The organism is uncultured Kiloniella sp., assembly GCF_937128705.1.
Lineage (GTDB): Bacteria > Pseudomonadota > Alphaproteobacteria > Kiloniellales > Kiloniellaceae > Kiloniella.
Window position 1 is genome coordinate 1 of the sequence record NZ_CAKZMP010000313.1, and the last position, 12046, is coordinate 12046.

Sequence of the window (12046 nt, forward strand, 5' to 3'; positions counted from 1 at the left end):
GGCAAGAAAATAATTGATCAAGCTATCCATAATTCCGTTTTCAGTGATAAATTCGATATACTTCTGATGATGCTCGATGGACTTCCAATCTTCATCAATCAGCATTTCTTGTTTTGCCTGATCAAAGAAAATATCGACACGAATGTTTCCGACGAAGTTACGGACGTTTGGTAGATTTTGTTTAAGAAAAACAATTAATTCGTCAAATTTTTCAGGGTTTATCTGACAGTTTAAAGTAACTCTGGTTGTCATTTCTCTACTCCATTACTGATTACAGTGGAGAAACTAGACCAGTAAAAAAAACAAACTACCTCGAAAATGCCATTAATGCCGTTTTTACTTCATTATGTTATAAATAGCCGATATTCTTTCGGGGTCATTCCATATGATTCCTTAAACGACTTTATGAAATGTGAGACATTTTCATAACCGATATCAAAAGCTATTTCCGTTATTGTCAGGTCTTCTTTGCGTAAAAGCTTTTCTGCATATGTTAGGCGTTGCTTTTTAAGCCATTGTTTTGGTGGCATGTTGTATGTTGCCCGGAAATCACGGTTAAAACTGGATAAGCTCCTACCTGAAAGGCGTGCTAGATCACCAATGTTGAGTTTTAGATGGGACGGTTTTTGTAATAAACGTCTGACATTTCGCTTTTCTGATCTCGGTCCTTGCTGAGCAATCAATGATGAGACATCTACTTCTGGGGTCGTTAGTGTTAACAGATGTAAGAATTCCAAAAGTTTGCTTCTTAATAAGCCTTTTGACGTAAGGGGCTGTGTTTTTAGAATTTTGAGAGATTGAAAATAGTGATCCAGCAGTGTGTTACTTTTGACGTTTAGAAGCTTTCTTTCCTGATTTATTTTATTTGGGGCTGTCCTAGATAACACAAATTAGGTGTTATCATGAGAGCCATGAGAAAGAGCCGCTTAAGCCCTTACAAACAAGGCCGCTTGATTGAACATTTTGTATCCGGATCTACTGCCCGAGTTGCGGGATCGATAGTTGGTGTCAATAAATCGACTGCAGCTTATTTTTATCATCGACTTCGTCAGATTATTAGCTATGAACTTGAGAAAGAAGGATTTGAGATTTTTGACGGAGAAATCGAAGTTGATGAAAGCTATTTTGGCGGAAAGCGTAAAGGACAGCGTGGCCGTGGAGCAGCGGGAAAAGTCCCGGTATTTGGGCTTTTGAAGCGCGGAGGCAAGGTCTATACAAAGGTTATACCTGATGCGTCGTCAGCAACATTATTCCCTATTATTGAAAGAAAAGTTATCCCCGATAGCATTGTTTATTCTGACTGTTGGAGAGGGTATAATGTGTTGGATGTCTCAGAGTTTAAACATTTCCGTATCAATCATTCAAAGTTGTTTGCTGACAAGAAAAACCACATCAATGGAATTGAGAATTTTTGGAATCAGGCTAAACGCCATTTGAGAAAATTCAACGGTGTTCCAAAGGAGCATTTTGGACTATTTTTAAAGGAATGTGAGTGGCGTTTTAACAACAGTGACCCATCTGTCCAATTAACACAAATAAGACAATGGGTTAAAGTATATTTGAACTAGTTATCTAGGACAGCCCCTTTTGCTTTAATCGCTTAGCCATTTAAAAACGTGCTATGTAATTCGGGGACAGGATTTTGGTGCACTGGAAAAATGAGTAGGAGAGTTCGGTATGGGTACAGGTGATTTCAAGTCATTTTTGAAGGAAAAGTCAGTTTTACCAAAAGACGCCGCAGGCTGGATTGATCTCTTCCTTGCCGACCTTAATGTGCCTGAAATCTCAAGCTTTACTGAGCTCAAAACATATTTGGATAAACACATCAAAGATCCTGATGAAAAAGAACAGTTAAAAAGTGTTCCGCACTACTGGGAAGAGTACGAGAAGAGCCTTCAGAAAGAGCAAGACCCACAATAATGTAGGGGCTGGCTGGAAAGGCCTAATTTTTCGCTTTCTGGATAAATCGTTTCATAAACACTGTTTTCATCTATTCAATTTCGTGAACTATGAGTGTCTATGTAATAAGGCAACGCGCTGGTACGGTTAGTTGCTCATTATTAAAAAGGGTGTTCTTCAACAAAGCCGTCTGTTGCTTTTGTTGCTATCCCACGAACATAACCAGCTGATTTTCCTGTTGTTGCTACGATCATATAATTTTCTTTATCAAAGTACGCCCGAAAACAATGCGTGAAATTCTTTGATTTCCTATATTTGAGACACAGTTTGTTATCAAAGATCTTCCACTGTCCTGTTAGCTTTTTTGTGCAATTCCATTGGTTCGGAACACTGGTTGTATTGCAAGTGCGATAGATTGAGTATCCGTCCTCATTATAAAATTCCATCCAGTACGAGCGGCGGTCTTTGAGGGGGATTTCCGGCGTGCTTACATATTCACCAGTAATTGTCTTGTTTAGTATGAGCCGAGTAATTTCCTCACCCGATAACGGTGCAAGCCGCTTATCTTTTAGGCTTTCTTCGGATGTATTGTTGGGGAGCTGGGCCACTGTCTCAGCATCTTTATTATTAGATGCACACGCGACTAACAGAAAACTGAAAAGTGTTAAAAGTAATTTTTTGTAGATCATTGGTTTAATAAATCGGTGAAATTATGAATGAAATATATACAGCACTCAATTGGATTTTAGTTGGTTTATTCAACCTAAGGAAGAGAGGAGCATTATGCAATTAGTAATTGATGATGAGACGGTGGTAAACGATTTATGAGATTATTCGCTGAGTATAATATTGTAAAAAAACACTTTTTCGCCCTGTGCTGTAGCCCAGTATTTAAATCCATTGAATGTTACTTCTGCTTTATTGGTCTGTGTCTTAGTTACAGGTAGAACAGTGCCTTTAATGATTTGCATTACTTCGTCAGTACTCAAAGAGGGGTCGATAATGAATGCAACGCTGAGAGCAAGAAGAAGAAATTTGTTTTTATCTCCATTGACCACTGTAACAGAGGCAGCGATTTTGGAGTATTTTTGACCTTTAGTCAGTAGGATGCTGTCGTTGCCTATATGGTAACTGCAATAATATATATCATCAGTTACGCATTTTGCTGCTGTCACCTTGTAATCAAGATTAAGCTTGTGAGTTGTCTCATTAAAGATGTCTTCAAACTTGGTGAAATCTGCTTCTTCTTCCACGCGGTTATCAGCAAGCGCATTGCTTGTGAAAATATAAAAAATAATAGCTATGAGTGTTTTAAACATAAACTTCATAAGCTATCTCTCTTTCATGTGGAAATTTTTGCGACAAGAATCTCAGAGTATCTAGAAGTATTTACTCTCAATCCTGATAAAATGGAAGATACAGGACGAGACAGAGGATGGTGTCACCAAAATACACGACGAGATGGGATAATACGCCGGATGTGTTTTAGGCGTGGTATAGATAGCTCATTTACTAGCCAGAGCGTTTTTAGCGATTGGATGATGTAGCTATGTGCTTGAAAAGAAGTGGTGCCTCCACCAGGACTTGAACCCGGAACCCCCTGATTACAAATCAGGTGCTCTACCAGTTGAGCTATAGAGGCACAATGGTCAACCACTTATTCTTTGCGACTTCGTTGGGAAGTCATCGTGGCGACGAGGCGGAATTTAGGTGATTCGTTTAAATTACTCAAGAGGAAAATGACAAAAAAAATATTTTTTTTAAATTTTACGTAATTCATTGAAATAAAACAGTTATTTTTACGGTTTGTTTTCTCCTAATTCCTATTGTTCATGTCGCCGTTAAAGGAATCTGGTTTTTACCCTGATTTATGTTGGATCGAAGCGTTATGTCTTTTGATCACGTCTTGTTAAATTTTCTACAGAAGGGCTGTGTGATGTGAACCTGTTATGTTTCTGTCCAGAAGATCTAATTAATTGTTTGTATTAAGAAATTTGGCATCATCAACATATGGTTAATTTATTGTAAACTTTTCCGTCACAGGAATGCCCTAGCTTTGCCCCCATCATGCTACACCCCTATTACGTAGGGCCTTCTATACTGTCCTTAATAGATAGTGCGAATAGTGCGATATTAAGGATGCTTGCAATGGATTACGACACTCGAAACTTTGATTTTAAAGTTACCGACTTCGAAGCAGTGATTTCCTCTGAAAGAGTTGATTTATCAACAGCTGCACGGCGCGTGTCATCTGATCAGGTGGATCTTGCCCGTTTGGCTCCCGGAGATCTGCTGGACAATGATTTGTGTTCTGTTCCTCTTCTGGACGCAACAGGCCTAAGTGACATGCTGAGCGGAGACCTCTCTCTTCTAGCCTCGTAAAGGTGTCTGACGTCTATCTGTCACTAATTTAAAAAGCATCTGCTTATAAAGCCTTCTCTGGTCCAATATTGTCTGATTCATTATTGGTGGGGAGGGCTTTTTTATTGAGTAATCGCAAAAATAATAAGGCGAGCGCTCGTTAGGGGCCCGCCTTATTTTGTTCGCCCCTTAGTTGAGGGGGATTATATGGTCTTTAAAGAGGCCCTTGTTCTATAGCCCCAGTACTTTGGTGCCAGATACATATTCCAGGTCATGTGCTTCAGCAACGGGCTCACAGGTTACTTTACCAAACGCAACGTTCAAACCTTCCATCAAGTGTGGATCGTCTGCCAACGCTTTTTTGTAGCCCTTGTTTGCCAGCGCAAGGGCAAATGGCAGTGTGGCATTGTTCAGAGCGATGGTTGATGTGCGGGCAACGGCGCCCGGCATGTTGGCAACACAATAGTGGATAATGCCATCAACTTCGTAAGTAGGATCCTGATGTGTTGTCGCGTGCGATGTTTCAAAGCAACCGCCTTGGTCAATCGCGATATCAACAAGAACGGACCCCGGACGCATTTTGCCCAACAGTTCGCGGCTGACAAGTTTCGGTGCCGAAGCTCCGGGAACCAGAACCGCACCAATAACCAGATCAGCTTCGGATACATATTTCTCAATGGCGTCAACTGTGGAATACACAACTTTCAACTTGTTGCCATAAAGGCTGTTCAGCTCGTCAATACGTGGCAGAGAGCGATCAAGGATCGTGACTTCTGCTTCAAGGCCCATTGCCATACGCGCAGCATGTGTTCCGGAAACGCCACCACCGATGATCGTGACTTTACCCGGTGCAACACCGGGGACACCGCCAAGAAGAACGCCTGAACCGTTCGCTGCTTTGTGCAGGCAATTGGCACCAACGTGTACTGACATGCGACCTGCTACTTCTGACATCGGGCGTAAAAGCGGGAGAGTGCCTTTAGTATCTGTAACAGTTTCGTATGCAACGGCTACACATCCAGATTCGAGCAAGCCATGGGTTTGTGGCGCATCCGGTGCCAGATGCAGGTAAGTGAATAGTAATTGGCCTTCACGAAGCTGTTTGTATTCAACTTCCTGTGGCTCTTTTACTTTCACGACCATTTCAGATTTTGCAAAGATTTCTGCTGCGGTTGTAACGATCGACGCACCAGCAGTTTCGTAATCAGAATCTGTAAAACCAATGCCACCCCCGGCATTGGTTTCTACAATAACTTGATGACCATTATGTACGAGCTCTCTCACAGAGCTTGGGACCAAGCCCACACGATACTCGTGGTTCTTGATCTCCTTTGGAACACCAATCAACATGTTTTTCTCTTTCCTTGTTCTGTCGCTCAAACTGCTAATTTTCTAATTGTGTTCTTAGTTTATTTTAGCAGTAGGTTCTTAAAAGGTGCAGACCAATCTTTTTGATGGGTCCACACCGGTTATCCGCGCTGTTTTTACAGACGGTTTAGTCCAAATCGTTCAAAACAGTCTGGATTGTTTCAAAGATCTGATCAATCTGTGCTTTTTCGATAATCAGTGGAGGTGACAGAGCAATAATGTCACCTGTGACCCGAACAAGAACACCCTTATCAAAACACTTTCTGAAAGCTTCATAGGCACGTTTTCCAACTTCACCTGGGCGTGATTCCAATTCAATGGCACCGATGAGGCCGAGGTTCCGGATGTCTATGACATGCCGTGTTCCTTTTAGGTTATGCGCGGCGTTACCCCAATATTCCTCAAGCTCCTGTGCGCGTTCGAACAACCCTTCTTCTTTATAAGTTTCGAGAGTTGCAAGGCCTGCAGCAGCTGCTACGGGGTGGCCAGAATAAGTATAGCCGTGGAACAGTTCGATAGAGCTGCTAGGGTCATTATCGGCTGCGTCTTCAAAGGCTTTGTAGATGCCTTCGCGGCAAATAACACCGCCCATAGGAATCGTACCGTTGGTCAGTCCCTTTGCACAGGTGATCAAATCTGGTTTTACACCAAATTTATCAACGGCAAATGGGGTTCCAAGGCGGCCAAACCCGGTAATCACCTCATCAAAGATCAGTAGAATGCCGTGTTTGTCACAGATAGCGCGAAGCTTCTCCAGATACCCTTTTGGCGGCATGAGGACACCGGTAGATCCTGCCATAGGCTCTACTATGACCGCCGCAATGGTTGAGGGGTCGTGCAAGGCACAGATACGTTCAAGATCATCAGCAAGATGGGCACCCCATTCAGGTTGCCCTTTCGTGTAGGCTTGCTTTTCCAGGTTGTGCGTGTGCGGCAGGTGGTCAACACCCGCGAGCAAGGTGCCAAATACATTGCGGTTTTTTACAATGCCCCCGACTGAAATGCCGCCAAAGCCAGTTCCATGATACCCACGCTCTCGGCCAATAAGGCGTGTGCGTTGTCCTTCGCCGCGTGCTCTGTGATAGGCGAGGGCTATTTTAAGGGCGGAGTCCACGGCTTCTGATCCAGAGTTACAGAAGAACATGTGGTCGTATCCATCCAGCATTGCTGTGACACGAGATGCGAGTTCAAAGGCAAGGGGATGACCAAGTTGAAAGGTGGGGGCAAAATCAAGTTTGGCAATTGTTTCCTGCACAGCCGTCGTGATGCGCTCACAAGCATGTCCTGCATTACAGCACCATAGACCTGCGGTACCATCGAGAACCTGATTGCCTTCTATTGTTGTGTAGTGCATGCCCTTGGCGCTTGTTAGCATCAAAGGCTCTTTCTTGTATTTTCTGTTCCACGTAAAGGGCATCCAGAAAGCATCAAGATTGTTTGGTGATCTATCGAATTCGTTATTCAAAGGTAGGTTGCTCATTACACCCGCCTCCCATGTTCAGTGTTTCGGGTTTAGTCTTTCGATTTGATGCTCTGTCGTTACGTGATTTTTTGCCCGTAATCATTTTTGGCATCGCTTTAAAACAATCATACATGATTAAAAAAATAGGCAACACCCCCTTTTTTATACCCATATAGTGGTTTTTTTGTTAATAGTGTTAAAAATAATAAGCAAGAAAGTGAAATTAATGGAAGATGATGATTTTGACCTCGGTCTGCGCCTGCGGGCGTTGCGACAGCTCAATGGTTTATCGCAACGAGAGTTGGCAAAACGAGCCGGAGTCTCTAATGCTGTTATTTCGTTGATTGAACAAAATAAGAGCAGTCCCTCGGTCGGCGTTTTGAAAAAAGTTCTCGCGGGAATTCCGATCTCGGTTTCGGCTTTTTTCTCGGAAGATCTGACCCCAAGGCAAAAGGTATTCTACCGAGCAGAGGACCTGACCGAAATCGGAAGTGGTAATATTTCGTACCGACAGGTCGGGCGCGATCTTAGCGACAGGGCATTACAGATTTTGCATGAGAAACTTCAACCAGGGGCGGACACCGGTGAAACGCTTTTGCGTCATGAATCCGAAGAATCCGGCATTATCGTCAGTGGCGAGATTGAATTAACAGTTGGTGATCAGCGAAAGGTTCTTAAAGCAGGGGATGCTTTTTACTTTGATAGCCGTATTCCGCATCGTTGGCGAAATCCAGGAACAAAAGAAGCGGTTATTATTTCGGCTTGTACACCGCCCACCTTTTAACCCAAGCCCTTTGATTTTCATTATTTAGAAGGTGAATGCTTGGGGGGGAACAGGAAACGTATCCAGTTGTTGCTGAGGCGATTACGGAGATAAAGAAGGGAAGCAATTTTGGTGATAAGGGTCTACCAGCGTAACCAAGGTAAAATCGCTCTCGGGCATTCGCCGGCTTGTTCCGCAATTTCGTGTACTTTGTCGGGTTCTAGCTGACCACTTGGTTGCATATTCAAGTCTTTGGCATGAATGCCGCCGCTAATCCATAGACTGTCAATACCTGCCTGTCTGGCGCCACGGATATCTGTTGTTAGGCTATCACCTATCATGACGGCGCGGGGTCTAGGTATCTTTGTCAGGTTAGAAAACACGCTGTTATAAATAGCAGGGTAGGGTTTGCCAAAGCGTTCAACCGCCCCGCCCAGTTCTTCATAATGGGCAGCAATAGCGCCGGGACAAGGTATAATTTTGCCGCCACGATGAATAACAATATCTGGGTTGGCACAAATCATGGGTAGGTTAAGCGTCAACGCAGACTTCAATAGGTCTGTGTAGCTGTTAACTTGATCTTCCTTCCTAAAGAAGCCAGTACAAATAACAAGTTCTGCATCTTCCAATACAACTTCTTGGCCGCCACAGGCATCCAGTGTTGGTTGCGCGCGCTCTGGGCCTATATGAAAGTACCGTGGTCCACGAGGGTGGCTTTGTTGTTTTTCCCTGTCAGAGAGTATGCTTGCAGTTACATCCCCAGACGTTAGCAATGCGTCATACATGTCCTCTGCTATGCCAAGGCTGGTTAGATGAGCGGTGATTGAACTGCTCAATCTCGCGGCATTAGATAGAAGTATTATTTCTGAACTCTTTCGTGCGCGAAGAGTTTGTAGGCATTTAATTGCGTCGGGATAGGCCGTAATACCATCATGCATCACGCCCCAAAGATCGAAGATAAAAAGATCGTAATCGTCGATAACTTCAGACAAGCCCTTCAGAATTTGGATGTGCATGAAATACTTTCAAAGAAACTATGGGGTAATCAAAACCATACACTTTTAAAAGGAGCTATGACAGGGGTGGATGGTTTCCTTTCTTAATCGATATCGAACGTGTTTGGCACGTGCTTTATGGTATTTGGCAGTAATGGGTCTGGCAGATATTTTATCAGGCAATAGTCTTTTGGATATTATAAATTCTTCAAAGGATTAGGTTATGCCAACAAACAAAGCGCTTTTATCTCATCGTGGTTTATTTGACGCGGTCGAGACTTATTTCAATGCGCTTTATTATTGTGATCTTGAGTTGTTTGATCAGGTTTTTCATCCGGCATCAAGCTTGTTTGATGCAGATCAGGACGATGTAACAGTTGATCCTATTAGAGATTATCGTAATGTCATTTCGCAACGTGTTTCCCCCGCGAGTAAGGGGCAAGAACGAGAAGATGAAATCATCATGATTGACTGGTTATCAAGTGATTGTGCGACAGTGAAAGTTCGATTGAGAATTCATGACAATATATTTGTCGATCACTTGTGTTTTGTCAGAGGGCAGGGATCATGGCGTGTCGTGGCCAAGCTTTGGCATTTAGAGGAAGTGATGCCGTCTTAAAGATAGGTATGGGCTTAAAGATTGGCCCCGAACTTGATCATTAATCGCTTCTAATCTGTACTGAGGCTTTTACGTATTCTGGTGTAGTGCCCAAATACTATTAACAGGTAGATCTGGTAACAGGTAGTATCTGGGTGTTACCTTATTTTTCTTTAAGTATCTGTTCTCGCTTTTAAGCTTTTGTTCCGGTTTCGCCATCTGTCAGCATCGAATCAATCTGGGCAAGAGCATTCACTTCCAGGCGGGCAGCCTGTTTTTCTGTGAATACGCCAGTTTTAAGAGACGCAAAGGCGATGTTGACCAAAATTATGCCAAGACGATTGGCAATGAACTCTTCAGTTTCTACTTTGTTAAACAGGCCTTCTTCGCGGCCTTTTTCCAAAACAGCAGTAAGACGTTCGTAATAGGGGTAAAGGATCGCTTCGTTTGCATTAAGGGCATCAATACCCTGTGGGGCAGCAAAATCAGCAAGCAAAACAAGTACATGTGCTCTGTTCTTTGTATAGCGCCGTACCATTAACCGGGTGTGTTCTCTCAGGGCTTCGCGTGGGGGAAGATTTTCGATTTCGTCAAAATCTTCAACAATGCCTTCAAGAATACGCTTCCCGATTTCGATAAGCACAGCACTTCGCCCCGCAAAGTGGGCGTAGAGAGAGGGAAGCTGTATTCCTATTTCTTTTGTTATGTCTTTGAGTTTTAGCCCCTCAACGCCGTGTTGGGCGATAAGCTGTTCGGCAACATCGACAATTAAGTCGCGTGTGCTCAATGAGCTGGAAAGATACTTATTGCGTTTAGGTGGCGGCATTTTGAGTTCTGCTGGTGTTATTAATAAAGTTATTTTGTTTCGCGGCACTTTTTAAAGGTCGTGCCTTTCTTCCTTATTAGTGGCGGTATTTTTACCGCTCGTTGTTTTTACCCTAACTAAGTTAGGTGATTTTTGCAAACCAAACAAATTTTGGTTGGGTCTTGTTGGGCTAGCCGTTTTAGGTGAAAAAAATAAAATAGGCAAATTGCAACAACTTACCTGATCGCTCCATAGGATGGTTCTATCAGGTAAGTCGTTGGCTTCGAATGGTATTATTTGCTGCGTGCTGTTTCATAAAGAGCTACGGCGGCGGCACTGGAAACATTAAGAACCCCAAATGCATCCGTCGTTGGCAGATTTACCAGCATATCGCAGTGTTCCCGGGTAAGGCGTCTGAGGCCTGTTCCTTCTGCGCCCATGATAAGGGCGATCTTGCCGTTGGCTGGAAGAGCTTCCGAAAGTACTTTCTCTCCTTCGCCAGCGAGGCCGTAACACCAGAAGCCAGCTTCTTTAACCAGTTCCATAGCACGGACAAGGTTGGTGACACCAACATAAGGGATGTGTTCAAGGGCGCCTGAGGCGGCCTTTGCAAGTGATCCCGTTGGTTGGGCCGAATTTCTGTCGGTGGTAATCACAGCTTTGGCCCCAAAGGCCGCTGCTGAACGCAAAATTGCCCCGACGTTCTGAGGATCAGTTACTTGATCTAGGATTAAGAGAACAGTTCTGCCTTCTGGCTGGAATTCCCAATCATCATCACCTTTTTTACCGGCTGCACGTTCCGCCAGTTTAACTTCGGTCAGGATGTCTTCTATAAATGTCTCTTCAATGGTAGAGGCCAAGCAGGCAATTCCCTGATGCACAGCACCGGGGGGGAGGAGTTCATTCAAATCAGCATTTGCAACATGATCGGGAACAAGTTTGCGTTCCGTCTCGTATTCAATTTCGGCAAGTTCCGATTCTAGTTTGGATTTGGTATCCGGTGTAATTGCGAATCGTTTTATCTGCCGATCTGGATTCCCAAGTGCTGCAAGGACGGCATGAATACCATAGAGCCATAAATTTCCTGCTCCGGGATTTTCTTTTTTGCCTGAGCGTTGTGAAGAGTTCTTTTTTCGCAGTTTTTTGGGCTTTGCCATGACAGTCTTTTGCTCCGGAGTTTTCGTTTCATGGTCTATATGACAGTTCATCACGAAGAAAAAAACAGGAATGATGATATTTTTATGGATCTTCCAGTTGACATGCGTCTGGAAATGAACATATTTCGCATCATCAACGCACACCGAAATGCTCGGTAGCTGAAGCCTCTCCCTTAGAGGTAGCGTGGATAACATGGAGGGATGCCCGAGTGGCTAAAGGGGGCGGACTGTAAATCCGCTGGCGTCTGCCTACGTTGGTTCGAATCCAACTCCCTCCACCATCCACATTTCAGTTGATTGAGTTCCGTTGTGTGATGTATGCGGGTGTAGCTTAGTGGTAAAGCCCTAGCCTTCCAAGCTAGTTATGGGGGTTCGATTCCCCCCACCCGCTCCAAAATTTATCCCTGAAGCTCGCATGCTTTCAAGTGCGGGCTTTTAATGTATTTGAGCTTGAGGACGCGTGGTCGTCCATCAGAACTGGAATTAGGCGAGATGGCTAAGGAAAAGTTTGAGCGGACGAAACCGCACTGTAACGTAGGTACAATTGGTCACGTTGACCACGGTAAGACAACTCTTACTGCTGCGATCACGAAAGTATTGGCAGAAGCCAGTGGTGGCGAAGCTACTGATTTTGCAGA

At 43.9% G+C, this 12046-nt stretch carries 16 protein-coding genes, 3 tRNA genes and 1 pseudogene; 10 read left to right on the forward strand and 10 right to left on the reverse strand.

Features of this window, described 5'->3' with window-relative positions; translation table 11 throughout:
• On the reverse strand, positions 1 to 252 hold a 252-nt coding region (locus tag Q0241_RS15600; protein ID WP_299379113.1), incomplete at its 3' end, for a hypothetical protein.
• Positions 253 to 344: 92 nt separating this feature from the next.
• Positions 345 to 887, reverse strand: a complete 543-nt coding sequence (locus Q0241_RS22600; RefSeq protein WP_366941193.1) for a helix-turn-helix transcriptional regulator — start codon at positions 885 to 887, stop codon at positions 345 to 347.
• A gap of 15 nt (positions 888 to 902) precedes the next feature.
• Here Q0241_RS22600 and Q0241_RS15605 point away from each other — a divergent pair, with 15 nt between their 5' ends.
• The gene (locus Q0241_RS15605; protein ID WP_299379115.1) at positions 903 to 1568 is read left to right on the forward strand and encodes an IS1595 family transposase; all 666 of its coding nucleotides are present in this window, start codon (positions 903 to 905) and stop codon (positions 1566 to 1568) included.
• A gap of 109 nt (positions 1569 to 1677) precedes the next feature.
• Positions 1678 to 1920 (forward strand): hypothetical protein, encoded by a 243-nt coding sequence (locus Q0241_RS15610; protein WP_299379116.1) that lies wholly within the window; start codon positions 1678 to 1680, stop codon positions 1918 to 1920.
• 140 nt (positions 1921 to 2060) lie between these two features.
• Here the strand turns inward: Q0241_RS15610 and Q0241_RS15615 are convergent, their stop codons facing one another.
• Both Q0241_RS15615 and Q0241_RS15620 read right to left on the reverse strand, forming a co-directional pair.
• Positions 2061 to 2507, reverse strand: coding sequence for a hypothetical protein (locus Q0241_RS15615; protein ID WP_299379118.1), 447 nt, complete (start codon positions 2505 to 2507; stop codon positions 2061 to 2063).
• A 222-nt stretch (positions 2508 to 2729) separates the two neighbouring features.
• A complete protein-coding gene (locus Q0241_RS15620) occupies positions 2730 to 3227 on the reverse strand; it encodes a hypothetical protein (protein WP_299379120.1) in 498 nt (165 codons plus the stop codon).
• 92 nt (positions 3228 to 3319) lie between these two features.
• Between Q0241_RS15620 and Q0241_RS22605 the strand changes: the two are divergent.
• A pseudogene (locus Q0241_RS22605) lies at positions 3320 to 3388 on the forward strand (hypothetical protein); the annotation flags it as partial.
• A 77-nt stretch (positions 3389 to 3465) separates the two neighbouring features.
• Here Q0241_RS22605 and Q0241_RS15625 read toward each other — a convergent pair.
• A tRNA-Thr gene (locus tag Q0241_RS15625) sits at positions 3466 to 3541 on the reverse strand.
• Between the two features lie 506 nt (positions 3542 to 4047).
• Between Q0241_RS15625 and Q0241_RS15630 the strand changes: the two genes are divergently transcribed.
• Positions 4048 to 4281: a hypothetical protein gene (locus tag Q0241_RS15630; RefSeq protein ID WP_299379121.1), complete on the forward strand. Its 234-nt coding sequence runs from the start codon at positions 4048 to 4050 to the stop codon at positions 4279 to 4281.
• Between the two features lie 210 nt (positions 4282 to 4491).
• Here the strand turns inward: Q0241_RS15630 and ald are convergent, their stop codons facing one another.
• Together ald and Q0241_RS15640 are read right to left on the reverse strand one after the other, a co-directional pair.
• Complete coding sequence (gene ald, locus Q0241_RS15635; RefSeq protein ID WP_299379123.1) at positions 4492 to 5610, reverse strand: alanine dehydrogenase; 1119 nt, start codon at positions 5608 to 5610, stop codon at positions 4492 to 4494.
• A gap of 145 nt (positions 5611 to 5755) precedes the next feature.
• Entirely contained in the window at positions 5756 to 7108 is a 1353-nt protein-coding gene (locus Q0241_RS15640; RefSeq protein ID WP_299379125.1) for an aspartate aminotransferase family protein, read from the reverse strand.
• Between the two features lie 208 nt (positions 7109 to 7316).
• Between Q0241_RS15640 and Q0241_RS15645 the strand changes: the two genes are divergently transcribed.
• Positions 7317 to 7874 (forward strand): cupin domain-containing protein, encoded by a 558-nt coding sequence (locus Q0241_RS15645; RefSeq protein WP_299379127.1) that lies wholly within the window; start codon positions 7317 to 7319, stop codon positions 7872 to 7874.
• 122 nt (positions 7875 to 7996) lie between these two features.
• On the opposite strand, the gene Q0241_RS15650 is transcribed toward Q0241_RS15645, so the two are convergent.
• Positions 7997 to 8869, reverse strand: a complete 873-nt coding sequence (locus tag Q0241_RS15650) for a TIGR01459 family HAD-type hydrolase (protein ID WP_299379129.1) — start codon at positions 8867 to 8869, stop codon at positions 7997 to 7999.
• 202 nt (positions 8870 to 9071) lie between these two features.
• On the opposite strand from Q0241_RS15650, the gene Q0241_RS15655 reads away from it, so the two are divergent.
• Positions 9072 to 9467: a nuclear transport factor 2 family protein gene (locus tag Q0241_RS15655; RefSeq protein WP_299379131.1), complete on the forward strand. Its 396-nt coding sequence runs from the start codon at positions 9072 to 9074 to the stop codon at positions 9465 to 9467.
• A 172-nt stretch (positions 9468 to 9639) separates the two neighbouring features.
• Here Q0241_RS15655 and Q0241_RS15660 read toward each other — a convergent pair whose 3' ends face one another.
• Both Q0241_RS15660 and rlmB read right to left on the reverse strand, forming a co-directional pair.
• Positions 9640 to 10272 (reverse strand): TetR/AcrR family transcriptional regulator, encoded by a 633-nt coding sequence (locus Q0241_RS15660; RefSeq protein WP_299379132.1) that lies wholly within the window; start codon positions 10270 to 10272, stop codon positions 9640 to 9642.
• A 272-nt stretch (positions 10273 to 10544) separates the two neighbouring features.
• Complete coding sequence (gene rlmB, locus Q0241_RS15665; protein ID WP_299379134.1) at positions 10545 to 11408, reverse strand: 23S rRNA (guanosine(2251)-2'-O)-methyltransferase RlmB; 864 nt, start codon at positions 11406 to 11408, stop codon at positions 10545 to 10547.
• A gap of 30 nt (positions 11409 to 11438) precedes the next feature.
• On the opposite strand from rlmB, the gene Q0241_RS15670 reads away from it, so the two are divergent.
• The 4 genes from Q0241_RS15670 to Q0241_RS15685 all read left to right on the forward strand — a co-directional run.
• Positions 11439 to 11567, forward strand: a complete 129-nt coding sequence (locus Q0241_RS15670; protein WP_299379136.1) for a hypothetical protein — start codon at positions 11439 to 11441, stop codon at positions 11565 to 11567.
• Between the two features lie 36 nt (positions 11568 to 11603).
• Positions 11604 to 11689 (forward strand) — tRNA-Tyr (locus Q0241_RS15675).
• A gap of 39 nt (positions 11690 to 11728) precedes the next feature.
• Positions 11729 to 11802, forward strand: a tRNA-Gly gene (locus Q0241_RS15680).
• Between the two features lie 98 nt (positions 11803 to 11900).
• Positions 11901 to 12046, forward strand: a 146-nt coding sequence (locus tag Q0241_RS15685; protein WP_299379138.1) for a GTP-binding protein, incomplete at its 3' end; no start/stop codon positions are given.